The 25,767-nt window shown below is 44.7% G+C and carries 22 protein-coding genes, 1 tRNA gene and 1 pseudogene; 14 read left to right on the top strand and 10 right to left on the bottom strand.

Annotation, left to right across the window (positions count from 1 at the left end):
- Positions 1-9 precede the first annotated feature (9 nt).
- Positions 10-516, bottom strand: coding sequence for a YdeI/OmpD-associated family protein (locus tag FEF09_RS19770; RefSeq protein ID WP_146306702.1), 507 nt, complete (start codon positions 514-516; stop codon positions 10-12).
- Positions 517-579: 63 nt separating this feature from the next.
- Here FEF09_RS19770 and FEF09_RS19765 point away from each other — a divergent pair, with 63 nt between their 5' ends.
- Complete coding sequence (locus FEF09_RS19765) at positions 580-1,083, top strand: GNAT family N-acetyltransferase (protein WP_146306701.1); 504 nt, start codon at positions 580-582, stop codon at positions 1,081-1,083.
- A gap of 1 nt (position 1,084) precedes the next feature.
- Here the strand turns inward: FEF09_RS19765 and glgX are convergent, their stop codons facing one another.
- Positions 1,085-3,217 carry a glycogen debranching protein GlgX gene (gene glgX, locus FEF09_RS19760; protein ID WP_146306700.1) on the bottom strand — a complete coding sequence of 711 codons (2,133 nt, stop codon included), beginning with the start codon at positions 3,215-3,217 and terminating at the stop codon, positions 1,085-1,087.
- A 77-nt stretch (positions 3,218-3,294) separates the two neighbouring features.
- Positions 3,295-5,109: a glycoside hydrolase family 13 protein gene (locus FEF09_RS19755; protein ID WP_146306699.1), complete on the bottom strand. Its 1,815-nt coding sequence runs from the start codon at positions 5,107-5,109 to the stop codon at positions 3,295-3,297.
- Between the two features lie 207 nt (positions 5,110-5,316).
- Between FEF09_RS19755 and treZ the strand changes: the two genes are divergently transcribed.
- The 3 genes from treZ (at position 5,317) to FEF09_RS19740 (ending at position 9,908) form a co-directional block, all read left to right on the top strand.
- Positions 5,317-7,149, top strand: coding sequence for a malto-oligosyltrehalose trehalohydrolase (gene treZ, locus FEF09_RS19750; RefSeq protein WP_146306698.1), 1,833 nt, complete (start codon positions 5,317-5,319; stop codon positions 7,147-7,149).
- Positions 7,136-9,763 carry a malto-oligosyltrehalose synthase gene (gene treY / locus FEF09_RS19745; RefSeq protein WP_186774419.1) on the top strand — a complete coding sequence of 876 codons (2,628 nt, stop codon included), beginning with the start codon at positions 7,136-7,138 and terminating at the stop codon, positions 9,761-9,763. The genes treZ and treY overlap by 14 nt, the downstream gene beginning before the upstream one ends.
- A gap of 61 nt (positions 9,764-9,824) precedes the next feature.
- Positions 9,825-9,908, top strand: a tRNA-Leu gene (locus FEF09_RS19740).
- Positions 9,909-11,051: 1,143 nt separating this feature from the next.
- On the opposite strand, the gene ltrA is transcribed toward FEF09_RS19740, so the two are convergent.
- Complete coding sequence (gene ltrA / locus FEF09_RS19735; RefSeq protein ID WP_146306696.1) at positions 11,052-12,353, bottom strand: group II intron reverse transcriptase/maturase; 1,302 nt, start codon at positions 12,351-12,353, stop codon at positions 11,052-11,054.
- Positions 12,354-13,384: 1,031 nt separating this feature from the next.
- Here ltrA and FEF09_RS19730 point away from each other — a divergent pair.
- From FEF09_RS19730 to FEF09_RS19720, 3 genes are read left to right on the top strand one after another with little or no spacing between them, the layout of a single operon-like run.
- Positions 13,385-14,224, top strand: a complete 840-nt coding sequence (locus FEF09_RS19730) for an NEW3 domain-containing protein (RefSeq protein ID WP_261387615.1) — start codon at positions 13,385-13,387, stop codon at positions 14,222-14,224.
- 55 nt (positions 14,225-14,279) lie between these two features.
- Positions 14,280-15,293, top strand: a complete 1,014-nt coding sequence (locus FEF09_RS19725; protein ID WP_186774418.1) for an ABC transporter ATP-binding protein — start codon at positions 14,280-14,282, stop codon at positions 15,291-15,293.
- Positions 15,241-16,272, top strand: a complete 1,032-nt coding sequence (locus FEF09_RS19720) for an ABC transporter permease (protein WP_261387614.1) — start codon at positions 15,241-15,243, stop codon at positions 16,270-16,272. The genes FEF09_RS19725 and FEF09_RS19720 overlap by 53 nt, the downstream gene beginning before the upstream one ends.
- A gap of 151 nt (positions 16,273-16,423) precedes the next feature.
- Here the strand turns inward: FEF09_RS19720 and FEF09_RS19715 are convergent, their stop codons facing one another.
- Positions 16,424-17,011, bottom strand: a complete 588-nt coding sequence (locus FEF09_RS19715; protein WP_261387613.1) for a hypothetical protein — start codon at positions 17,009-17,011, stop codon at positions 16,424-16,426.
- 52 nt (positions 17,012-17,063) lie between these two features.
- Between FEF09_RS19715 and FEF09_RS19710 the strand changes: the two genes are divergently transcribed.
- Positions 17,064-17,585: a hypothetical protein gene (locus FEF09_RS19710; RefSeq protein ID WP_146306694.1), complete on the top strand. Its 522-nt coding sequence runs from the start codon at positions 17,064-17,066 to the stop codon at positions 17,583-17,585.
- A 604-nt stretch (positions 17,586-18,189) separates the two neighbouring features.
- Here the strand turns inward: FEF09_RS19710 and FEF09_RS19700 are convergent.
- Complete coding sequence (locus FEF09_RS19700) at positions 18,190-18,759, bottom strand: Crp/Fnr family transcriptional regulator (RefSeq protein ID WP_146306693.1); 570 nt, start codon at positions 18,757-18,759, stop codon at positions 18,190-18,192.
- A 134-nt stretch (positions 18,760-18,893) separates the two neighbouring features.
- Between FEF09_RS19700 and FEF09_RS19695 the strand changes: the two genes are divergently transcribed.
- The 6 genes from FEF09_RS19695 (at position 18,894) to FEF09_RS33285 (ending at position 22,254) form a co-directional block, all read left to right on the top strand.
- On the top strand, positions 18,894-19,286 hold the full coding sequence (locus FEF09_RS19695) for a DUF1330 domain-containing protein (protein ID WP_146306692.1): 393 nt from the start codon (positions 18,894-18,896) through the stop codon (positions 19,284-19,286).
- Between the two features lie 1,055 nt (positions 19,287-20,341).
- Entirely contained in the window at positions 20,342-20,674 is a 333-nt protein-coding gene (locus FEF09_RS33305) for an alpha/beta hydrolase (protein WP_261387612.1), read from the top strand.
- Positions 20,675-20,700: 26 nt separating this feature from the next.
- Positions 20,701-21,345 carry an alpha/beta hydrolase gene (locus FEF09_RS33300; protein WP_261387611.1) on the top strand — a complete coding sequence of 215 codons (645 nt, stop codon included), beginning with the start codon at positions 20,701-20,703 and terminating at the stop codon, positions 21,343-21,345.
- Between the two features lie 68 nt (positions 21,346-21,413).
- Positions 21,414-21,716, top strand: coding sequence for a hypothetical protein (locus FEF09_RS33295; RefSeq protein ID WP_261387610.1), 303 nt, complete (start codon positions 21,414-21,416; stop codon positions 21,714-21,716).
- Positions 21,713-22,042, top strand: coding sequence for a hypothetical protein (locus tag FEF09_RS33290; RefSeq protein WP_261387621.1), 330 nt, complete (start codon positions 21,713-21,715; stop codon positions 22,040-22,042). Before FEF09_RS33295 ends, FEF09_RS33290 begins: the two co-directional genes overlap by 4 nt.
- Positions 21,925-22,254 (top strand): alpha/beta hydrolase, encoded by a 330-nt coding sequence (locus FEF09_RS33285; RefSeq protein ID WP_261387620.1) that lies wholly within the window; start codon positions 21,925-21,927, stop codon positions 22,252-22,254. The genes FEF09_RS33290 and FEF09_RS33285 overlap by 118 nt, the downstream gene beginning before the upstream one ends.
- 555 nt (positions 22,255-22,809) lie before the next feature.
- Here the strand turns inward: FEF09_RS33285 and FEF09_RS19685 are convergent.
- The 4 genes and pseudogenes from FEF09_RS19685 to FEF09_RS31645 form a co-directional block, all read right to left on the bottom strand.
- Entirely contained in the window at positions 22,810-23,961 is a 1,152-nt protein-coding gene (locus FEF09_RS19685; RefSeq protein ID WP_146306691.1) for an FAD-dependent oxidoreductase, read from the bottom strand.
- A gap of 130 nt (positions 23,962-24,091) precedes the next feature.
- Entirely contained in the window at positions 24,092-24,622 is a 531-nt protein-coding gene (locus FEF09_RS31655) for an MFS transporter (RefSeq protein ID WP_222597041.1), read from the bottom strand.
- A 10-nt stretch (positions 24,623-24,632) separates the two neighbouring features.
- Positions 24,633-25,163, bottom strand: coding sequence for an MFS transporter (locus FEF09_RS31650; RefSeq protein ID WP_261387619.1), 531 nt, complete (start codon positions 25,161-25,163; stop codon positions 24,633-24,635).
- A 369-nt stretch (positions 25,164-25,532) separates the two neighbouring features.
- Positions 25,533-25,767, bottom strand: a pseudogene (locus FEF09_RS31645) (hypothetical protein); the annotation flags it as partial.

Here is a 25,767-nt window from a genome sequence, read left to right as displayed (position 1 = left end):
GCGAAGGTACTATTTTCCTTTGTTTGATCGGATCATTGCCGGATAATCCTGTTTACGGGCCAGTCCGGTAATGGACTGTGCAATACGTTTTGCCTTGGTAGGTTCCGTCTTTGCCGTCTCTATCCATTTCAGGAAATAATTCTGGTGACCTTTGGTCAGTGTATTGAAAAAAGCCAGTGCTTCCGGTTCATCCTGCAGGCATTCCATGAATTCGGGTGAGTTCACAGGATCTGGATTATCGTCTTCTTTCAGTTGTACTTCGACCTTCGCACCGACCTTTTTGGCGATGCCCTTACGTATTGCCGCGTTCAGGGGCAGTATAAAGGAACCATCTCCCATGGGCAGCAGTGCGATTGCTTCTATTGCGTATTTATCCAGCTTTCCTTTTACACGGAATATCTTTCTGTTACCCGGTTTGATTTCCTGTGCAATATCTTCCGGGACGGTAATGTATGTCCATCCTGTTTTCTCGCCCTGCTGCTCAAATTTCAATATGGTCGTGGTATACTTCACCATCTAGCATTTTTTTTGCTAACTTACTTAATAGCTGTCATTTTAAGAACTTATAGAAACAGTACTATGCTTATCTGCGAAACAGCCCGCCTGCAACTCCGTCGATTTACCATTGATGATGCGCCTTTTATATACCGTTTATTAAACTCTCCTACCTGGCTGATTTATATCGGGGACAGGAATGTCAGGGGCCTGCATGACGCCCGCAATTATCTGATCAATGGACCATTGGCCAGCTATGATCAGCATGGTTTCGGTTTATATATGGTGACCCTGAAAGAGGAAAAAACGCCTATCGGGATGACTGGTCTGATAAAAAGAGACGGTCTGGAGGAGGTAGATATAGGGTTTGCTTTTCTTCCTGACTATACCGGTAAGGGATATGCCTATGAGGCAGCCAATGCTGTAAAAGACTATGCCCTTACTACATTGAAACTGCCCCGGGTTGCTGCTATTACAACAGAAAAGAATGACCATGCCATTGCCTTGCTGAACAAAATCGGCCTGCACCATGAGAAGATGGTACAGTTGCCGGGCAGCACTATTGAATTTATGTATTTTATCAATTAGCTCAGTGCATCAGTTTATGCCGGAGCACCATGACCGAGCGGGCATCTACATTGATTGTCTGCTGTGCTTTGTAAACTTCCTCACGTTCTGTAACCTGCGTATCACGCGTATCCAGTAATTTGGTCCAGGTGTGACCATATTTTTCCGGAGGAAGGGTGAAATCCAATGGCTCATAATGCGCATTAAAAATGATATAAAAACTATCATCCACGATCTGCTCCCCTTTGGGACCGCTATGGTGTAGTCCTTTACCATTGAAAAATACTGCCATAGACTTTGCAAAATCGTGACTCCAGTGTTCATCAGACATTTCAACACCATCCGGCAGGAACCACGCGATATCTTCCAGTCCTATTCCTTTGATTGGCTGCCCCTGGAACCAACGTCTGCGACAGAAGGCAGGGTGTGCTCTTCTCAGGGCAATCAGCTGGCGGGTAAACTGTAAGAGATCGTTGTCGATCTGCTGCCAATTCACCCATGATAATTCATTATCCTGACAATAACAGTTGTTGTTTCCTCTCTGGGTACGGCCGAGTTCATCTCCTGCGACGATCATCGGCACCCCTTGAGATAATAAAAGTGTTGCAAAGAAATTACGCTGCTGGCGGCTTCTCAGTGCCAATACGCCCTCATCATCAGTAGGGCCCTCTGCACCACAGTTCCATGAACGGTTATGATCGTCCCCATCCCTGTTATCATCGAGATTCGCCTCGTTATGTTTATCGTTGTAAGATACCAGATCCCGAAGGGTAAAGCCATCATGCGCTGTTACAAAGTTGATACTGGCTGTCGGACTACGGTAGTCATTTTTATACAGATCGGAGCTCCCGGTAAAGCGTTCAGCAAATTCACCCAGCATACTATCAGCTCCTCTCCAGTAGTCCCGGATGCAATCACGGTACTTACCGTTCCATTCGGCCCAGCCGGGAGGGAATTTCCCCACCTGATAACCGCCCTCGCCGATATCCCATGGTTCAGCGATCAGTTTGACCTGAGAGATCACCGGATCCTGATAGACGATATCAAAAAAGGCACTCAATGTATTTACTTCATGAAGTTCACGTGCCAGTGTTGATGCCAGATCGAAGCGGAAACCATCTACATGCATTTCCTGAATCCAGTAACGCAGGCTGTCCATCATCAGGCGCAGTACGTTTGGAAGGTAAGCGTTCAGGGTATTCCCGGTACCGGTGTAATCCATGTAATAGCGCTTATCTTCTGTCAGCCGATAGTAAGACGCGTTGTCTATTCCCCGGAAAGACAAAGTCGGTCCCAGATGATTGCCTTCCCCTGTATGGTTGTATACCACATCCAGAATCACTTCTATACCTGCCTGATGCAGGGTTTTGACCAGTTGTTTAAATTCGGTTACCTGCTCTCCCAGTACACCATGGGCGGCATAGCGGGCATCCGGTGCAAAGAAGCCGATGGTATTATAGCCCCAATAGTTGGTAAGTCCGCGGTCTACAAGGTGCCTGTCTGCCACAAAGTGATGTACCGGCATTAACTCGACGGCGGTAATCCCCAATTCCTTCAGGTAATTAACGGTCACCGGATGAGCCATACCTGCATAGGTACCCCGGATATCCTCCGGGATATCAGGATGCAGCTTTGTAAAGCCTTTGACATGTGCCTCGTAGATGATGGATTCATTATAAGCGATCTTAGGAGCACGATCACCTTCCCAATCAAAAGACTGGTCCACTACTACACTTTTGGGAATAAATGGTACGCTATCCACATCACTGAAACTGAGATCTTCTTCGGGATCGCCCAATTTATACCCGAACAGGGCGTCACTCCAATCGATGGTACCGGCGATTGCTTTGGCGTATGGATCTATCAATAATTTCTTAGCATTGAAACGATGACCGTTTTGCGGTTCGTAGGGACCATGTACGCGGTAGCCGTACAACTGGCCGGGTTTTATATCGGGTATGTAACAGTGCCATACCTGGTGAGAACGTTCTTTGATCTTTATCTTAAAGGCTTCTGCCTCGTCTGCGGTTGTATTAAACAGGCAAAGTTCAACACCGGTTGCATTATCTGCGTAGAGGGCAAAATTTACTCCTTTTCCGTCCCAGGTGGCCCCTAATGGATAGGGACTGCCCGGATATACTACAGTCTGGTTCATAGCACATGATTGGCCTCCCACTATCCCTTCCCGCGTCAAGGAAGGGATAGCATGGAGTATGTTTAGTTAATCATTTGTCAGATAGCAAGCTCATTGGATTCAAGGCTTGAATTTTCTTCTTTTACTTTCACAATAGGCAGATCTTCGGCAAAAGCCTGTTCCTCGTCCTGTAAGGGTGGTAAGTCTGTTGGCAGTGGTCCGAAGACCAATGCCTGATAAGGAGCAAGTGTTACGGAATCATTCTCGAGCTTGAAGGAGAGCATATTATTCACGAGTGGTTCAGTACCGACATCGAGTACAAACGGTAATGTATACAACACTTCCTCTTTTGAAAAGTTGAGGACAATGAGCATTTTCTCCTGATCCAATGTGCGGGTGTAGGTATACACCTGTGGATGATCCGCATCCAGCAATTCATATTTACCATGAATAAGTACTGGCTTGTGTTTACGTAGCAGTACCAGTTGCCGGAAGTATTGCAGAATAGAGCGTTCATCCCTATCCTGTTGAGCGGCGTTGATCAGTTTATAATTCTCATTGATCTTCAACCATGGCTTACCGGTTGTGAAACCGGCATTGGGAGATTCATCCCATTGAAAGGGTGTACGACCATTGTCTCTACCGGTAAGAGCTGCATCTTTCAGAAAATGCGCCAGATCACCACCCTGACTCTGTATGTATTTATACATGTTGATGGTCTCTATATCGCGATAGTCTTCAATCTTCTCAAAACGGATATTTGTCATACCGAGTTCGTCTCCATAGTAGAAAATCGGCGTAGCTCTCATGGTGAGCAGGAAGGTGATCAGCATTTTGGAAGAGATTTCACGGAATTGTTCATCGTCATTCCCCCAACGCGTCACCATACGTGGCTGATCGTGATTGCCGAGATAGATGGTCCCCCAGCCGTCCAGTTCGAAGATTCTGTCCCAGTCGGTATATAATTGTTTCAACTGTCGGAGATCAAGCCCTTTGGGGTCGAGGCGTTTATATCCTTCTTTGGCGAATCCAAGCTGGACTCCCTCAAAATGATACAGCATGTGGAGTTCTTTCCGGTCTTCCTTTACAAAATCAAGTGCTTCTTCTTTTGTAATACCAGATGCTTCTGCCAATGTGGTAACGTCGGGCCGGTTCAGCGTCTCCCGGTGCATCTCCTGTAAGTATTCATGTAAATGCGGACCATGTGCATAATAACCAGCCCAATCGTGCTGATACTTTTCTGCTACTATTTTTTCCACATCCGGCCAACTGGTATCTTTTGAAATATAGCAGATAGCATCCATTCTGAAGCCGTCTACGCCTTTATCAAACCAAAAGTTCATGATGGCATAGATAGCTTTACGCGCCTCCGGATTTTCCCAATTGAGATCAGGCATTTTTTCGGAGAAGTAATGCAGATAGTAAGAGTCAGTTGCTTTATTATATGTCCATGCACTGCCGGTGGCATCGAAGTGACTATAACGGCGGGGTGGTTTTCCTTTTTCGGCAGGCCACCAGTGGTAATAGTTATAATAAGGGCTTTGTCTCGATTGTTTTGCTTCCTGAAACCAGGGATGTTCATCACTGGTATGGTTGACAACAATATCCATCATAAGACGGATCTTTCTGTCATGTAGTCCTTTAAGCAAAGCATCAAAATCTGCCATTGTGCCCACCTCTTTCATGATATCATAATAGTCACTGATATCATAACCATTATCATCATTAGGAGACTTGTAAATGGGATTTAACCACACCATATCAACACCCAGACTTTGGATATAGTCGAGTCTGGAGATGATACCCTGCAAATCACCGATGCCATCACCGTTACTGTCTTTAAAACTCCATGGATAGATCTGATAGATGATCGATTCTTTCCACCAGTTTGTGTCCTTTACTTTACTTGACATAGATAGATCTACTTTCGGGTTAATGAGATTATACTTAGCAAAAACCCTGCACAGTTCAATCTGCTGTGTGTAAGCCGGGACAACGCATTTTTTCGGCCCAGAATGTAGAAATTGTGCCGCATAATTTCCACATGATCAAGCCGATAGACAGTTATGATGCAGACCAGATCACTGGCATATTATTTTCAGTTTCTCCTCAAAAAAACTTTGGCAAATATTTATCCTTTTGCAGGGGCTGCTTTACAGCCCGACAATACATGTAAATTCAGCGTCTGGGCTCCTTTTCGTCAGCAGGTTGCATTATCAGTAGTACAACCGGATCCGCAGGTCTATCCTATGCAACGGGATGATAAGGGGTACTGGCATACGACAATTGAAGGTTTATCTGCAGGTACGCAATACAAATATGTACTGGACGAAGAAACATCTTTACCAGACCCGGCATCCCGTTATCAGCCAGAGGGCGTACATGGTGTATCTGAAGTAGTCAGCCCTGATTTTGAATGGACGGATAATAGTTGGGAAGGGCTTACACTACAGGAACTGATCATTTATGAGTTACATACCGGCACATTTTCTCCGACACACAATTTTCAGGGCATTATTGATAAACTAGGTTATCTCCGTTCATTGGGGATAACCGCAATAGAACTTATGCCGGTGGGGCAATTTCCCGGTGATCGTAATTGGGGATATGATGGTGTTTATCCTTTTGCCGTGCAGCATTCTTATGGAGGCGTTAACGGATTAAAGGCGTTGGTAAATGCTGCCCACCAGCATGGCATTGCAGTTATTCTGGATGTAGTGTATAATCATCTCGGTCCGGAGGGTAATTATTTTGCACAATATGGCCCATGGTTTACTGACAAATACAAAACACCATGGGGGCCGGCACTCAATTTTGATGATGCGTGGTGTGATGCTGTCAGAGCGTATTACATTCAGAATGCGTTGATGTGGCTGGATGAATTTCATATAGACGGGCTCAGGATGGATGCGGTGCATGCGATATGGGATTGCGGAGCACGTCATTTTACAGCTGAATTGTCTGAACTGGTAGATGCATTGCAAGTATCATCCGGCAAAAAGAAGTTTCTGATTGCGGAGATTGATCTGAATAGTCCGCGGTACATCACTCCACGGGAAAAAGGCGGTTATGGAATGCATGGGCAGTGGATAGATGAATTTCATCACGCGTTGCATAGTCTGCTGACAGGCGAGGTGAATGGTTACTATGCAGATTTCGGTGGATTAGCGCCAATGGCTAAGTCCTATCAGGATTCTTATGTATTTACCGGGGAATATTCCAGTGTAAGGAAAAGGCATTTTGGTGTGGCTCCTTCGGAGAATGATTACCATCAATTTGTGGTGTTTGCGCAAAATCATGATCAGATCGGTAACAGGATGCTGGGCGACAGACTGACAACACAATTGCCTTTTGAAGCGCAAAAACTGGCGGCAGCGGTAGTATTGTTATCTCCGCATATTCCACTATTGTTTATGGGTGAGGAATATGGCGAAACAAACCCTTTTCAGTTCTTTACCAGTCATAGCGACAAGGATCTGATTGCTGCTGTTACGAACGGACGCAGGGAAGAATTTGCCTCCTTTGCCTGGGAAGGCGAAGTACCAGATCCACAGTCTGTCGAAACATTTAATCAGTCCACTCTCAGCTGGCATACCAAAACCGACAATGCAACAGCTTTGACGGAGCTGTACAGATTCCTGATCGCATTTCGCAGAACCAGACAGGCTATGCTAAACACATCCCGGGAAGGAGTAAAAGTGCAGATTCCACAGGCAGAAGAACAATTACTGTTAGTAGAGCGGTCGGGCAATGATGACCGGCTGTTGATACTATTCAACTTCAGTGATCATGCTGTAACTTATCAATACACAGGGGCAGGCGACTTATTGAAAAAGTTTGATTCTGCGGCTGCCGTCTGGCATGGGCCGGGCAGTACAACACCTGATCAGGCGACTACATCCGAAGCAATCTCAATACAACCATTCTCAGCTATCGTTTATGAAATCAAATAATCCACCTTCGTCCACTTACCGGCTGCAATTGCATGGCGGGTTTACATTTACTGATCTGAAAGATATTCTGGACTATCTGGACAAGCTGGGTATTTCCACGGTATACGCCTCCCCTATCTTCACGGCGGCTCCGGGTAGTATGCATGGGTATGATGTGACAGATCCACATATGATCAATCCTGCTATTGGAACTATAGAGCAGTTGCGCGAGATCAAAAAGATATTACAACAACGGGATATGAATTGGTTGCAGGACATTGTGCCTAATCATATGGCGTTTCATCTGAGCAATCATAGATTATATGATGTGATGGAGCGCGGTCCGTTATCGCCTTACTACAAATATTTTGATATAGATTGGCAGCACCCATCTCCTGACCTTGCGGGTAAGCTGATGACACCTTTTCTGGGGAAAAGTCTGGAAGCGTGTATTGAAGCAGGTGAAATTAAACTGGTATATACCGATAAAGAATTAGAGATAACTTATTTTGAACAGACGTTCCCTTTATCCATTTCCGCATATGAAGTGTTACAGTCTCTGTTAAAAGACAGCGATGCATTGCCGGTGCTGGGTTTGTTTGACAATTTGTATCAGCAGGCCACCAAAGGGATTGCGTTGAAAGACTGGACGCAGGTGAAACAAGAACTGTATGGTACAGCTAATCGATCTGTATTGGAGGGTATTGCGACACGCATCAGCAATGACAAAGAGGTTATGCTGCAACTGATGCAACAGCAGTATTATCTACTTTGCAGCTGGCAGGAAGCAGATCAACGGATCAATTACCGCCGCTTTTTTACGGTAAATGAGTTGATCACACTAAGTATGGAGTCCCAAGCCGTGTTTGACGAATATCATACATTCCTGCATAGTCTTTACAGAGAGGAACTGATACAGGGACTTCGTATAGATCATATAGACGGTCTGCGTGATCCGGCGACGTATATTCAGCGGCTACGGATGTTATTTGGAAGTAATTGTTACATTATAGCAGAAAAAATCCTTGAGCATGCGGAATCTCTTCCTGCTGACTGGGCATTACAAGGTACGAGCGGTTATGAGTTTCTGGCTTTTACCAACCATCTCCTGACCAGCAATTCCGGAGAAAAACAACTAACTGACTGGTATCAGGAGTTACTACCTGAGCTACCAGCCTATCAGGACATTGTTTATGAGAAGAAAAGGCTGATTTTAGAGCGATATATGGGCGGGGAATGGGAGAACCTCATCCGCTATTGTTATGCGCTTAAACTGGCTGATGCACGTACTGACCGGGAACAATTGAAAGAAGCTATTGCGCTGTTTATTATTTGTCTGCCAATATACCGGCTCTATCCGGGGCAGTTTCCAATTGATGACTATTCCCGGGAAATCATACAAACAACGTTTGCCCGTATACGCGCTATGAATCGTCACGCAGAAACAGAGATAGGATTACTGGAGGCATTATGGGAAGATATTCCTGATGCGGAGCGAGCCCGTAACCGCCTGTTATTCCTGCAACGACTGATGCAGTTTACAGGCCCGGTGACAGCGAAAGGTGTAGAGGACACGACCTTCTATGTATACAATGCTCTGCTTGCGCATAACGAGGTGGGTGATAGTCCGGCGACAAGCGACTTTTCCATCGATACCTTCCACCAAAGGTTAACAGCTCGTCAACAACATACTCCTGCCTCACTGAATACCACCTCTACCCATGACACCAAACGTGGAGAAGATGGTCGTATGCGGCTGAATATGCTATCACTGCATCCTTCTCAATGGAAAGAGCAATTAACCCAATGGCGGGAGCAGTTTCCTGGCAGCGGCCTGACACTGAACGATGAATACTTTATTTATCAGTCCGTGATTGCCGGTTTTCCGATAGACGGAGTTGTCAATCCGGAATACATTGAACGTCTGCAGCAATATCTGATCAAAGCATTGCGGGAAGCAAAAGTGAATACAGCATGGTCAGCTCCTGAAGAGACCTACGAACAGCATGCTACTAATTTTGTACAGCAACTGCTGACGGATGAACATTTTCTGAGCAGCGTACGCAGCTTCGTTGATACTATCGATCAACAGGCAATTACAGCTACGCTTGCACAGGTGCTGATTAAAATTACCGCCCCGGGCATTCCGGATATCTATCAGGGCTGCGAGCTATGGGATCATAGTTACGTAGATCCGGATAACCGTCGCCCAGTCAATTACACTTTGCGACAACAATATCTCGATGACATTATCGCCAGAGAACAACAGTCTGATTTCTTCAGATATCTTTCCGAGAACAGGCAGCTTGGTCTGGAAAAGCTGTTTGTTACCTGGAAGGCGTTAAACTTCCGGAGATCGCATGCCGAAATTTTTCTGGATGGTGATTATCTGCCTTTACAGACAAATAACGCACATATTGTGGCTTATGCGCGTGTGTATCGGCAGGAATGGGTGATTGTAATTGTGCCGTTATCCGGAGAGGTTCCTACAGATACAACAGTGCTATTGCCAGCCGGAGCACCGGGCAGATGGAAAAATATTTTCACAGGAGAAATGATGGATAGCAGCGGACAGATAAAGGTTTCGGAGGTATTTGGGAAGTTCCGGCTGGGGTTGTTAAATGCAGGCTTTTAAAAAAAATTTGTTGGTTTTAAAAAAGTTTCTACATTTGCACTCCCTGACACGGAAATCAGTTGCCCAGATGGCGAAATTGGTAGACGCACTGTGTTCAGGTCGCAGCGCTCGCAAGGGTGTGCTGGTTCGAATCCAGTTCTGGGCACAAAAATAGTAAGACCCGCTCTTAGAGCGGGTCTTACTATTTTTGTGATTACTGATCCAATTTGTAACTATCTCTTAATCAGCATAAAACAAGTTCGATTCCGGTCCCCCCTTTCAGCAAAATTCAGTATTTACATAATTCCCTCTTATTGAAATCGCAACATGACTTTTGTCCCAATGTATTTAGTATTGACTGATACTAAACATATAACGTACCCATTCATGGAATCCTCAGGACACCTTAACCACTCGAGTTGGAAAGGAACATTAAAAACGTCAATACCTTCCTATATCTTCACGTAAGATGCTATTAAAATTAGTAACAGCATAGATCAGATTAAAATTCTTAGTTTTTTACAAGTGAATATCTTATGAGTAGGACAGTATTTGACAGATATCATGATAGCGCAATGTTATTAGTTTATATTTTATCATATACCTTATGTTCATGCAACTTTCAAAGACACAGTGTCCCCAAGGAAAAAGTGCCCAACACATTATTGAATAAATATACTACGTCAGTCAGTAAAGGAGAAGATAGCAGTACTCCGATATTACAACTTATTGCGGAACGAAAGGAAATTCCAATTTCACAGTTAAACCGATATTTCAGCTTTGATTCATTATATCTCAAACGGGCTCCTTATATAACCGGATTTGGCGTATATAAAATTAATGATAGTGTATCGGTGGCTTACATCAATTGTTTCGGAGGTCACTGTGGAGACAGATTTATTATTACGGTTAACACAAGAACATTGAATGAGATAAGCAAAATGCAGATCGCTAGTTTTTGTGATGCAGATTATATAATAAAAGATACTTTGATAGCAGATTTTTATGAGACAGATTCGACATTTGAGACTAAAATATATTACCACTTCAGAGCTGGAAGAGAAATTGATACTGTTGTCAGCCATCTTTGGAAGATAGACCAACGGGTATCATTTCATTGACGAAATGAAATCGCTAATAGATTTAGAGTAAGGGGATCATTGTTAATGACAAATATTAGAAGCAAATACGCATTTTGTTGATAAGTTTTTGATTATCAATTTAATTTGGTTCCGGGTAGAGCGGTTCGTTACCTCCCCGCTCCCCCACAGTCCCGTACGAGCGGATTTCCCGCATACGGTTCCTCTGTTTACGGTTTCGCTAATTGATAACTGTGATAGACCTTCGGTCTTACAAGGGGTATCCACTCCATCGTTAGCATTCTTATCTTTTCCCATGTCCATACACGCTTACCTCCGCGATGGTTTAGCCATTTATGGAGCAAGCGTTTAGTCCGGTTATAGTACGTATGCAGCTTCCGGATATTGAATGTTATACCATAGTAGGCATAGTGGCCGCGTAGTTTCTGGTTCAGTGATGCTATAAGTTCTGCTATAGGTAGCTTGTGTCTATAGAACTTGATCCAGTCACTCAGACGCTTCAAAGCCGCGTTCAGTTTCTTACTGCTTGTTTTGCGCTTAAGGATACGTTTTCCATTTCGGCTTTTAGTTATATAGTGAGTAAAACCTAAAAAGTCAAACGTAGTACGGGGATGATCTTCTCCATCATCATCCAGATCTATTAATCTGGTCTTTTCTGGATGTAGGATCAGTCCGTATTTACTTAATCGTTTCGGTAAAACTGCCATCACTCGTAATGCATCTTCCTTGTTGGTAAAACCAAGAAGAAAGTCATCCGCAAAACGGATCATAAAGCTGTCATCCTTCAGTAATCGCTGGATTTGATCTTTGAACCAGATATCCAGTACATAGTGCAGGTAAATGTTACTCAGTAACGGAGATATACTACCGCCCTGAGGAGTACCTTCCGTGGGATACACGACCTGACCATTTTCAAGTATACCTGCCTTCAACCACTTGTCTATCATTTTCCTTATCACACCATCTTTTATCTTTAGGTTAAGGAACTCACGCAGGCGGCTATGATCTATGCTACCAAAGTAGTTTTGCATATCTGCGTCAATAATATAACGCATCCGGTTCATGCTCACTTCTCTGGACAGTTCTTCTACTGCCTGGTGTTGGGATTTGCCCGGCCTAAATCCATACGATTCATGATAGAATATGCCTTCATATATCGGCGTCAGGACGCGCGATACAGCCGTCTGCAACAGCTTATCTTCCACTGTCGGAAGACCTAACGGACGCAGCTTTCCATCTCCTTTTGGTATAAATACCCGCCGGATGTTGGGTGCACGGTAGTTACCGCTCCTAAAAGCCGTCAATAACTCGGGGATTCTCTCATTTCTTTGTTTATTGTAATCAGTCCATTTCTCCGCATCTACTCCGCTTGCGCCCTTCTTATTCAGGGAATCGAAGCAGTTATGCAATAGTCTGATATCAATAAATTCATGCAGGTTAGTCAGCGCTTCTCCCGGATACTTCCTTGCCCGGGCCGCTATCTGCATCTCTACTGTTAACACTTCATTCATGTCTCTGGTACATTTAGTGTTGCTAAGATGCTAGTTCCGTAAACAGACATCCCCCTTCCCTACTAAGTGGCTTTCATAGAGCTGATTTCCCACCCTTCTAACAGTACTATGAGGATGCTAAGACTGCCTTCGTCCTTCTCCTTACCTTCAATTTCTCTCGGTTCGGATACCTCCCGATATCGCCTTTTCTTAGCGCTTAACAAGGTGACGATACAAACCCTATAAGCCCGGATTATTCTTGTTCGGTCAATCCCATGAACCGACTTCCGTTTGGAGACGTTAGGCTCTCCTGTGTTCCCGTACTACCCCAGTCTGACTTCGATATGTTCTCAGACCCCGGTCGAATCGTCCCCACTCGTCTATAACGCAGGTTTGATGTTGCTTTAGCCTTACGAACAACTAAAGCTTCGACATACAGGAACATTTCGAGGCTCAATAGCATACCTTCGGCAGTCGCTGTCTACGCTTCGTGCCATCATTTCTGATGACTACGCAAGACTCGCTTCCGATAGTTGATTAGACCTTGTCGGACAGGATTGAGTACCTGTCGGGTAATTTCGAGGTGTTTCATCTGAAAAAAAATCCCCACCCCACGGACTTTGCACAGCGCAATCGTAAACATTCCGCTACCGTGCACAAAGCGGAAAGGTCGGAGAAGTGTCCGAATTGGTATAAATTGGCATATCAGCCCCTTTTTAACCAGACAATTACTAGCTGATGCAGTAAAACAAATAGGGATGTTAATTTCCGCGCATGTCTTCTTCAACATCAGGCCTTGCCGTTATCTTACAATCATCTGACGCTGGTCTGTATCGCGATTCTATATAAAGATGCAACTGACACCTGGAAACCCCACACCTTAAAAACTTGTTAATTTTTTTTTACGCTGTTCTATATTTTTCTCTATGTTTTTAAATTGCCATCCGTTCCATCCAATTGTTGGTAACGATATTACACTGACATTTTTTGAAAACTATCATTTTATAAATTTTAGTTATTGGATCATGTTTACAAAATCACTCTCTATTCGCTTGCGCAAGCCACGAGGAACGCGTTTTTCCTATTTATTATGCATCGCTATCTTCACAGGGCAAACACCTTTAAAAGCACAAAAAAACACCACTGCTACGGGTGGTAATGAGAATTTTACGGTAAGGTTAATGAACATCGAAGCTCCGGCAAATGAAACCTTCCGCTATAGTGCCACCCTGAAAAATCCTGGTACTACACCCTTAATCTATGAACTCTCGGCAGATGTACCCGCCGGCTGGATCGCAAGCTTTCGCGCCCAGGGTACGCTAGTCACCTCACTTAATATGTCCGGTGCAAAGTCTGAGGAACTCTCCGTGGAAGTGAATCCTTCTCCCAATGTAAAACCAGGAAAGTACACGATTCCCATCCGGGCAGCATCCCTCCATGACACCCTTTCTATAGAGCTTGAAGCTGTAGTTAAAGGCAGCTACAACATCATGCTCACAACACCTACCGGCCGTCTGAGTGATGAGGTTACGTCAGGTGTCCACCATGATATCCACCTCACTGTAAAGAATACCGGCACACTTCCACTAAAGCAGCTCGAGCTGTCTGCTCAACTGCCACCCCAGTGGGAATGCACGTTTGAGCCGGCAAAGATTCAGCAACTGAACCCGGATGCCTCACAGGAGGTCACTGCAAAAATAAGCGTGCCTGACAAGACTATTGCCGGCGATTACGTCGCTACGTTCACTGCAAGGAGCCAGGAAAGCAACACGCAGGCTATTTTCCGCATCACCGTAAAAACGTCATTGCTGGCAGGATGGATCGGCATTCTGGTCATACTCGCAGCTATAGGCCTCGTCTGGTATCTCATACGTAAGTACGGCCGGCGATAACGGTACCTCCATTAAATATACCTTTCCACAACAACAAAAACACATCATGTTACAGATGAACGATCCTATCATACAACTGAAAGGGTTGACAAAATGCTATGGGAAGAAGAAAGCAGTGAATGGTCTCGACCTCGCAATCCGCAGAGGCGAAATATTCGGTTTATTAGGACCTAACGGTGCCGGTAAAACCACCACCATCCTTATGATGCTGGGCCTCACAGAGCCCACAGAAGGCACCGCATACGTGTGCGGATTTAATGCTACCCGGGAGCCAATTGCGGTAAAGCGTACCGTAGGTTACATGCCGGACAGTGTCGGATTCTACGATAGCATGACCGCCCTGGAGAATCTGCTTTACATTGGCCGTTTAAATGGCCTTCCGGAGCATGAAGTAAAGACAAGAGCCACGGAAACGCTGGCATTGGTAGGCCTTGCAGGTGATATGAATAGAAGTACATCTACCTTTTCCCGGGGAATGAAGCAACGCCTGGGGCTTGCAGACGTGCTAATCAAAAAACCAGCCGTCATTATCCTCGATGAGCCGACGCTCGGTATTGATCCTGCTGGGGTGAGGGAATTTCTCACACTAATCAGACAACTCAGCAGGCAACACGGAATCACCGTATTGATCTCCTCCCATCACCTGCACCATGTACAGCAGATATGTGACAGGGTAGGCATTTTCGTAAATGGCAAACTGGAAGTGGAAGGCAATATTGATACCCTTTCCGGAAACTTGCTGGACCGCGAAGGATACTCCACCACCGTCACACTTGTCAGGCCCATTATACAACCATGGCCGCTTATGCCTATCTTTTCAGAACTGGATGCCGTGAAAGAAGTGTCAGTGCAGAACAACTGCCTTACCTTCTTCTGCACCCGCGATATCACACCTTCCATTGTACGCCTGCTGGTGGAAAATGGGTGCGATATAACCGGCGTACATCAGAAAGATTACAGCCTGGATGATATCTATCAAAAGTATTTTGAAAACAATGTAGCTGAAAATACAACTCATGAAAAGCCTGCCAGTTTCCTTCAAAGGACTTTCTTTAAAGAACAACCGTAGCAGTAACAGGTACACCGTCTCCCATGTACCTTCTCCCTTCCGTGTGATGGTGCGTAAAGAGATTGCAGACCATATACGTAGCTGGCGCCTCATTGTTATGGTGTCGCTTGTCTTAATCACTTTCGTAGTTGCCATGTACGTTTCGCTCTCCGGCATTAGCAATGCTACCAGCAATCTGAGCGATCCTGATCACACTTTTCTCTACTTAAAACTGCTCACGGTTACCGACAATGTAGTGCCGCCCTTCCATGTATTTGTAAGTTTCCTTGGGCCATTGCTCGGAATCAGCCTTGGTTTTGATGCCATCAATACAGAGCAGAGCAATGGTACGCTCGTCAGGATCATGGCACAACCGGTATACCGGGACAACTTTTTACTTTCCAAGTTTATGAGCGCCGGTATGGTTGTCACAGTTTTCTTTACTTCCCTGATATTGCTTATGGTAGGTGGTGGTTTGCTCTTTACCGGTGTACGCATAGAACCACAGGAGGTATTAAGAATCTTCACTTTTACCTTCTTCAGCATTATATATGTTGCTTTCTGGCTGGCGCTTTCCATCCTGCTGTCTGTTCGCCTCAAACAAGGCGCTGCGGCAGCATTAACCGCTATTGGGATATGGATCTTTCTTACCGTATTTTATCAGCTACTGGTAAAACTACTGGTAAGGGCCATACTCCCGGCAGATCCAGGTATGTTATCACAGGAGCAGATCATAGGATACAACAATATGATTCTTGACCTTTTACGGATAGCCCCCAGCCAGCTTTATACAGATGCCACTACCACCCTACTGATGCCATCCGTACGCAGCCTGGGTCCCGTCAGTATGGAGGACATGGCAGGTGCCGTGCCAGCGCCCTTACCCTTTAAAGAAAGCCTTATGATCGTATGGCCGCAGGTAAGCGGATTAGTCGCAGCTACTACCGTTTGTTTTGCATGGTCCTATTACCTGTTCATGAGGAGAGAGATCAGGAGCTAGCTTTCCTAAGCCGATCACTTCAAATGGATTACTCAGGCGTCAATCTGGCTTTTGTAGTATAACTTATTAATTATCACAATTAATTGGTTCGAATTTATATCAGCATTGAGCACGAAAGCGGAAAGGTCGGACATCTCCGACCTTTTGCTATTTATATTCGTCTAAGTCCGCTCCAGGCCTGCTTAATTAACTCGGGGAAGACATTAGGCACTGTGGTTCGAAATTTATTATCTGAAAAAATCAGCTTTTCTGCGAAGATCAAACCAAGGATTTGTTTTTTGCCAATTGGGGAAGCTGAAACATAGCGATTGGCTATGTTCTTCATGATTTCGCCGCCTTGGGATAAGTACTCCTGATAGTTGTCGTCCGTGGATAATAACTTTGTCTTCTTCTTTTCCAACTCCTCTGTCCTCCTGGTCAAGTCTGTCTTAATCTCTTTAGATTCTTCTGCTGTAAATTCATCGTCAAGGTGTAAAGAACGGGCGTTTGGTGTTCCTATGTATAGCTCGTTTATTTCCGCCTGTGTTTCTTTTAGCTCCTGCTCCTTTCCTTGATTGTCCTTCTTTAGTAAATTACTGATAGATATGCTTTCCTTTGCATGATCATTGTTATAGTGTTTACTTTTAAGCCGCTGTAGCTCAGGGGAATGAATTTTAGTTGAGTGTGATAGCACCCGTATAACCGGTTGGCTGTCTGTATAAGTGATGGCCTCGGTTTTTTTATGTCCGGCCGAACACATCTTTTTTAATTCAATTTGAGTAGTTTTGTGCTAACCTATACGACCACCTGTCATGAAACGCGTCTTTAGTGCCTGCACCATTATTTTTGTGATCATTTTATCAGTCACCGCCTGTTACAAAGAGCATCTCCCTGATCGGGAACCGCCGATAGATACGATACCAGAAGCGGCTCCTGCTGAGGTCTATGTTAAAGGTCTGGTTACTTTTACAGTGGAGGGGCAGACTTACACCTTTGATGATAAGGATACGATCTTTCTTTTTCGGGGAGAGTTGAATGGTGATACCTCAACTATTCATTTGTGGGCCAGCAGTGGGAATGGAGCCAAAAGCCTTGGCATTTCCGCATGGACTCAGGTAGGTGGGACTTATCCGTTATATACTCTGGTAGCTTCAGCTCCCGGGAAAGGCGGATATATTATGGAATGGGGAACTTATGAAAGAGGAAATACGGTAATTACCAGTCTGGATTACAGGAATGGCATTTTTAAAGGAACGTTTACATCACTGATCAGCAAGGGTGTGTTTGGTGAGCGTGTTCCTATACAAGGGACTTTCGATCTGCAAAAGAAATAAATCTCTGCGTTATACCAGTTTCTTATTACGCGCAACGCATAGTGATAATGATTGTTATGCTGGTTTAAAACGGTCTTATCGTATGGTTTCGCAGAGAATACAACTGTTTTCATGGATGAACAATGTATTATTAGTAAGATAATTATGTTGGGTGGACCGGTAAGAAGGCTCCTTTAGTATTCCGACCGGAGTCAAATCGTTCGAACTCAAAGCCAGCTTTGGTCAAGTGTTTTATCTGCCGAGGTAACTCATGCAAGAGATGGTATTCATATATATATCAGATCCATTATTTGATACCATTAATTTAGTCTCCTATAACATTTGCCATAGGTTACAATATTCAATTTAATTAGCTACTCATATATTCGATCATTAATTCTTGCACTTTTTGTGCTTATCAAAAAATAAATAGAAAGTACATCCCATTCAATTTTAACCGCATAATCATCCCATAACATTTTATATCGAACAGGCGGGAGTGAAGTCAGTACCATCGTTGTTAACAGCCAATGGAAATGTCTTACATATCAACTTCAGTGCTTCGACAGAAGATTTGAAATAGTATCAGGGTAGACAGGTATTAATGCTTCCAGGCTTTTTCTCATTACATACGCTTCCGTAGCATACTTAGAAACACCGGTGTTATGCCCAGATAGGAAGCAATATGCTTTTGCGTAATACGCAATTCCAGATCAGGGTAGCGCTTACGGAAGCGTTTATATCTTGATTCTGCAGTCTCTGAGAGATTGGAGATCGTGCGACGTTGATAAACATACAAGCCATTTTGTGTGAGAATGCGGAAGAACCGCTCCAGCTTTGGCACCTCCCTATACAATTGTTCCATCGCATCATAACTCAGGTAACAGACAGTCGTATCCTCCAGCGCATCGATACTCATAAAGGCTGGTTTTTGCATGGAAAAACTGGTGATATCTACAGCCCACCAGTTCTCCGGAGAAAAGGAAATATTATGTTCATCACCATTTTCATCGGTATAGAAAAGACGCAGGCATCCGCTAACCACATAATAAACATTCCGCGCGGTCGCACCGGCTTCCAGCAGTAAGGTATGTTTAGATACATCTCTCACCTGCAATACGGCAGATATTCTTTCAACCTCGCTTGCATCCAGATTAATATGTAGTGCGAAGTTCTTAAAAATGGCATCAAACATCAGAAACGTTTTGACAAAAGTAATTGATTCAGTAAACAGCACAGTTTAAGACAAATACAGTTACAAAATCTTCAAGTAGTTATATTTTATTCTCCGCGCCTGATGGTTTATTTGTAGTATTAAAACTATCAAACATGAGAATAACAACGATTGACAATAAAGGTCTGAAAGAAACCGCCTGTAATATTCCTCCCAACACCCCCGTAGTGATGCTGAACCTGCTGCGTTTCAAGCCCGATGGTGGCCGCGAAATCTATTACCAGCAATATATTCCTTCCTTCCAGGAATTGACAGCCAAGCTACAACTGGAAGGCATTAAACTCGCGTGGGGAGGTAATGTATCGGGCAGACTGGCCATAGCAGATAATGAGTGGTGGGACGATGTATTATTGGTAGAATATCCAGACTTTGCCAGCTTCCTTTTGATAGCGGAGAGTGATGGCTACAGAAACGATGCAGAACCGTTCCGCTTAGCTGCGATAGACGATTGCAGGCTGATACCAATGGTGGGATTTACGAAGGAATAAATTTCAGTGACTGATATTCCATTACGTTCCGCAGATCGTTTACTCGCTAAGTAACAAGTGATTTTCCTAAATAAAAGAGACTATCTATGATCATCACAGATAGTCCCTTTTTATTTGCGTTTAATTAATCTGTGTTTTGCTGTAAAACCGGATATTGCCTCTTCAAACTGTTTCGAATACCTGAGATTTTATCGTTCACAGAAGACTACCGATATATTTATGCTTTTATAAAGCGACTGAGCTGTTGGGTTTATACATTATTGTTACCAGATCTCATCTGCGCTTACAGGAGTAGTAAGACCGAGTAATATGATTTATTTTCTATCTAATATATGCGCTCATCTTTACCGCTGATCATTTAATTAAAAATATCTATGAAAGCAGTAAAATCTGCGGTATTAATCGTTAGTCTAACCTTCCTTTTATTCTCCTGCAAAGAAGATGATGCTCCCACACCCGGTAATCCGTTGTCGGGAAATTATACTCTCGGGCAATCCAGGGTTAGGGTCATATCGTCGTTACTACTAATACCGGAGTTTCTGACTCAGTAATCACAAAGTATTGCTACACGGTAACAGGAACAGGCGATCTGGAATTTGATGCTAAATATATTCATCAGAAGAATATCGCTTACAAGTATCTTGCTCAAACGAAATACGTAACTTATTTTAACTGTGAGGTAACAAATCCTGATGGCACACCTGGAATTACAATCAAAAAGGAGCACCATATATCTCATTAGCGCAAAAGCTAACTTAACCTGGACTCCAGATATACCTTTTCTCTTTTTACCGAATAGTTATCCGAACCAGCTAATATAAATTACACCGCTTCAAATCAATTTGTTAATAATCAGTATAAGTTAGTCCGACAGTACTCCGCTACCGGGCACAAAAATGCAAGGCTAGTTTTTAGAGTGGGTCTTGATTTAAGTGTTATAAATACATTTTATATTCCTGGATTGAGAAAGAAATGCTATATTAATAGAATTCCTTTTGTTTTTACGTACACGCATATCAAGGAAGTACTAATGTAAAACTAAATCTATGTTAACTATGAAGAGGCGAATCCTCACCATTGTAGCCCTTTGCGTAGCCTGTATAACCGGCCATGCGCAACCAGATGTAATCCACGCCCCGGAGGGCTTTGACATCTTACGCAGCAATATTGTCCACGGAAAAATTGACACCATCCGGTACACATCCAAAACAGTGGGTACTACGCGCAAGGCCTTAGTGTATACACCCCCTGGTTATTCTAGAAAAGGTAAATATCCTGTATTGTATCTGCTGCATGGCATTGGAGGCGATGAGAAGGAGTGGCTTAACGGTGGTGCTCCGCAGGTGATCCTGGATAACCTATATGCGGATGGTAAATTAGCCCGATGATCGTTGTTATGCCAAACGGAAGAGCCATGAAAGACGATCGTGCTACCGGCAATATTATGGCACCTGATAAAGTGCAGGCGTTTGCTACCTTTGAACAGGACTTGCTACAAGATCTTATTCCTTCTGTCGAAAAGCGATTTCCGGTTTTTGCTAATAGAGAGAACCGCGCCATTGCGGGTTTATCTATGGGAGGAGGCCAATCGCTTAACTTCGGCTTAGGTAATCTTGATCGGTTCGCCTGGGTGGGTGGGTTTTCATCAGCTCCTAATACCCGAAGTCCTGAGATACTTGTGCCTGATCCGGAAGTTGCAAAAAGGCAGCTCAGGCTACTTTGGATTTCCTGCGGTGATAATGACAGGTTGATTGGCTTCAGTAAACGAACACATGACTACTTATATAAAAATAAGGTACCACACGTTTATTATATAGAATCTGGCAAGCATGACTTCGAAGTCTGGAAAAACGATCTATATATGTTTTCTCAATTTCTATTTAAGCCCATTGATCCCTCTACTTTCACAAAGTATACAGTACTTGGTACGCCTGCTGCTACGAATGTGCGTAATGCCGGCTTTCCTCAGGTTTTACCTGACAACCGCGTTGTATTTCGTTTGAAAGCCCACAGGCACAACGTGTACAGATTGATCTTGGTAAAAAATATGATCTGTTAAAGGATACCGCAGGCTATTGGACGGGCACTACTGATTCTATCGGCGAAGGCTTCCATTACTATTCGTTGATGATAGATGGTGTCTCCCTTGCTGATCCGGCCAGCGAAACTTTTTATGGGATGGGCCGTATGGCTGCTGGTATTGAAATTCCTTTTGCTGACGGGGACTATTATGCCATTAATGACGTGCCTCATGGCGATGTACGAATCAACCGTTACTTTTCATCAGTCACCAATTCCTGGCGTCGTTGTCTTGTATACACACCTCCTGGTTATGACAGTGCTACAAATCAGCAATATCCGGTACTCTATCTTTACATGGAGGAGGCGAAGACGAACGAGGATGGAGTACACAGGGCAAGACCGACTTGATCATCGACAATCTCATTGCTGTAAAACAAGCTAAACCGATGCTGGTGGTGATGATGGATGGCAATGTTTCCAGGGGAAGCTTTGACGAGGAGTCACTGCGGACATTTGAAAATGAGCTCATGCAAGTCGTTGTTCCTTTTATTGAAAAAGGTATCGTACAATTGCAAATGCGAACCAAAGAGCGTTGGCAGGCCTGTCTATGGGTGGCATACAAACACTTTACGCCGGTGTCAGGAATACTGATCAATTTGCTTATCTGGGTGTGTTCAGCTCCGGTTGGTTTAGCGGTAAGCAACTCGCTGCTGAACAACAATACGCTTTTATGAAGGAGTCAGCCGACAAAATTAATGGTAACCTAAAACAATTTTGGATCACTATGGGCGGCAAAGAAGACATCGCCTATAATAACTGCCAGAATATGTTGGCCAGGTTTAATGAAATGCAGATTAAATATACCTATAGCGAATATCCCGGCGGCCATACCTGGCCTGTTTGGCGCAATAACCTCTACAAGTTTGCTCAGTTGCTATTCAAATAAGAACATTTAGATGAGCATTAAAAATTTATCAACGCAATCCGCTACTGTCTCATTCCAACACGTAAACGGGTTCAATCTTCGGTAGTGGTCAGACTTATCTATTAGAAACGATTCGTTATAGACATATACATACGACTAACTTTTTAAGCTTGAAGATATTTGAATCTGGACTAATTTATTAATCGATAACTTACCGCTACCCGTCAAAAAAAGAGGCTGTCACAAAGTTGAAATGCCCCCAAAAAGTTAGACACTTTTGGGGCATTTTTTTATGGATAAAAGAGTCAAATATAGTTTGAAGCAAAAGTTGTCGACAGTTCTCTCCGTTATATCAGGCCGGGAATCAGGTGGTCATGTAAGCTATTCCAAAGACGTTATTTTATTTTTGATATATCCTCTTTAAACTATTCCCAAACATTTTATAAATGATCCATATTCAGACTCGAACTGGTTCGATTCTGAACTAAATCCTGTCTTCTAATATAACCTTACTAAATACGACTAACACAAATGCCCGTCAAAAACAGGCCACCACAGATCAAAAAAGATACATTATCACACATGGTTAAACAGTTGTAATAGTCGCTCCTGCGCGTCTTCTGCCCGCATCCATTGACTTATCTCAATGGAAGATCGTGCTTCCGCCGTGCCCCTTTCCTGCATGGCCGCTTCATACGCTGCAATGGCCGCTTTAATGTCTGTAAACTCCCCGTTAGTAAGACATTCACTCAGTTCCAACGCATCCAGCATGGCCAGATTCACACCTTCGCCGGAGGGCGGCATGATGTGAGCTGCATCACCCAGTAACGTAACATTCGCATGGGCTTCCCAGCTTTGGTCGAAGGGAATGCAATATTGCGGGCGCAATAAATAAGGCGAGTCCGCCTTCTCGAACATGGGCGCCCATACATCATTCCAACCCGGTGTTTCAGACAGGAACCACGCCAGCACCTGCCGGCCATCGGAGAAATCAACCCCGCTGTTGTTCCACCAGCCCTCCGGCTTTTCTTCCACGAAGTAAAAATCTATGCTGCCATCGCCTTTGGAAGAAATGTGCAGGTATTTGCCATCGGCATGCACGTATACTTTCCCACCTTTGAGTAGTTCACTGGCCTGGGGCACAGTGGTAGCGGCATGACCCACATTGCCCTGCACGATCACTACGCCGGCATAGCTGGGGTGAATATCTGTCACGAACGGGCGTACTTTGGAATTGCCGCCGTCTGCACCGATCACAATATCAGCAGTAACCGTATGACCGTTCTTGAATTCGATCTGCCAGCCATGACCTGCCGGTATCATGTTTTTAAACTGGCTGTCCCACACCACAGTGCCGGGTCGCAGGGAATCCAGCAAAATATCGCGCAGCGGCCCCCGGTCTATCTCCGGCCGGGCACATTCACTGTCAAGATCCAGTACGTCCACCGTTGTCCCGAAGTTAGTACTATGTTCGTCATAAACGATTTTACCGTATTTATCGATCACCCGGCCCTTTTCCGCACCGGGGCGATAGTTGGCGAGGAATGCATCGCGCAGACCCATGGCTTTAATAGCTTTCAGGCCTGATTCAAAATGAAGATCCAGCGTGGCGCCCTGTACGCGGGCTTCGGCGTTTGCATCTCTTTCATACACGGTCACATCCACGCCTTTCAATTGTAACAGGCGGGCCAGCGTTAAGCCACCCGGGCCACCGCCAATGATAGCCACTTTTTAGCTGCTATTAACATAAGTATTTTGTTTTGGTAAGTGTTTCGGTTTTCACCAGCAAATCAGAATAGGTTTTGGGAACCAAATAGCCGTGGACGGTATAAGCATCGTCTCAAAACGGAAGTAAGGATTAATACCCTTCACTCAAAATAACCGCCTCCTCCACCGTTGCTACCGCCTCCGGTTTCTGTTTTACCAGTCTGTCTACGCCCATCACAAGCCAGATGGTAAGGAGGGAGATGCCCAGCGTTATATACCCCAAAGTGCTGTAATGTTCCAGTGGAGCGCCTTTGGCCGGTTGGGTAACAATAAAACCTGCCATGGCCGCAGCCACACCACCCGCAATCTGCTGCAACGAGGAGTTCACACTCATAAACGTCCCCCTGTCTTCCAGCGCAGGAATAGCGCTGGTGAGTGCAGCCGAAGGCACCATACGACCCATGATACCCATCATCATCACCACGTTGAGGCCCATCACCGGCAACAGTGGTGTTACCCCAAGGTTCGTGTACAATACGCTTGTAATACCCATCAGGATGGCTGCTATAGTAAAAATGCGGAACTTGTCCACCCGGTCGCTCAACCGTCCCACCAATGGCATGATGAACAAAGAACTCACCCCTGATACCATGAACAACAACGGCAGCTGTTCATTGGTCAATCCCAGGTTTTCACGGCAAAGGTGCTGCCGAAGGCATCATCATAAAACCGCCAATTGATAGCAACGCCGTAGCCGCAAAACCGAGACGGTATGAGCCTTTGGTAAGCGTATGCCACAGGTGGATCAATGCCGGCTTGCGCTGCTGCACGGCCAGATGTGCGGCCACAGGGCGGAAACGCAGCGCGATCAGCACCACCACGATCATGCCCAGCCCAGCGATCATCCAGAACGCGGCTTCCCAACCCAGCGCATTGGCCAGGTATAACCCGATGGGAATCCCCAGTACCTGACTGGCGCCAAAGCCCATCTGCACATACCCCATCACCCGGCCGCGCTGCTGCAACGTGAAAAGATCGGTGATAATGGCCATAGAAACAGAGGCAATCACGCCGCCAAACAAACCCGTAACAATACGGGCCGCTACCAACAACTCGTAGCTATGTGCAAAACCACACAACACCGTGCCGGTAACGAAGCCGATATAAAAAAACAGTAACAATTTCTTCCGGTCAAAACGGTCTGCAAAACCCGCAGTAAGCAGACCGGAAATACCCGCACTAAAGCGTAGGCGGATACCGCAAACCCAAAGGCCTGCGGTTGCAGGGAAAGCGATTTCATGAGCACATCACCCAACGGTGAGATAACCATAAAATCAAGTACCACAGTAATTGGGTAACTGCCAATACAAAAATGACGAACTGCTGGTAGCGGGAAAAAGAAGGTGTCGGTTGCATATTGCAAAGTTGCGCCGCATTTCCCAATAAAATAGCCCTCTACGATAATAAAATAGTCGCAAATGATATAAGCGTCCTACAATGGTGCCAGCCCGAGTTGTTTAAACACATCCGCAAGCGCAGTAGCTATGATCGCATTTCCTTTATCCGAAGGATGTAATCCATCGAATGTAAGTTTACTGCAGCTGGCGGATAAGGGTATTCATCATTTTGGGATCGAAAGGTATATTAACTGAAGCCGGGTAAGTGTAATTAACGTACTGACCGGTCTGAGGATTCTTCAGACGTTTAAAGTTTACCATTTCCTCCAGTTTGAGCAATGGATGATGGTATAAGTCGAGGACAGGTATTTGTTCATAACGCCCTATCGCGATAACGCATTGGCAAATTCTTCCAGTGCCTGTTCGTTTT

The organism is Chitinophaga pinensis (assembly GCF_007896845.1).
GTDB lineage: Bacteria > Bacteroidota > Bacteroidia > Chitinophagales > Chitinophagaceae > Chitinophaga > Chitinophaga pinensis_C.
This window is presented reverse-complemented; position numbering and strand designations above follow the sequence as displayed.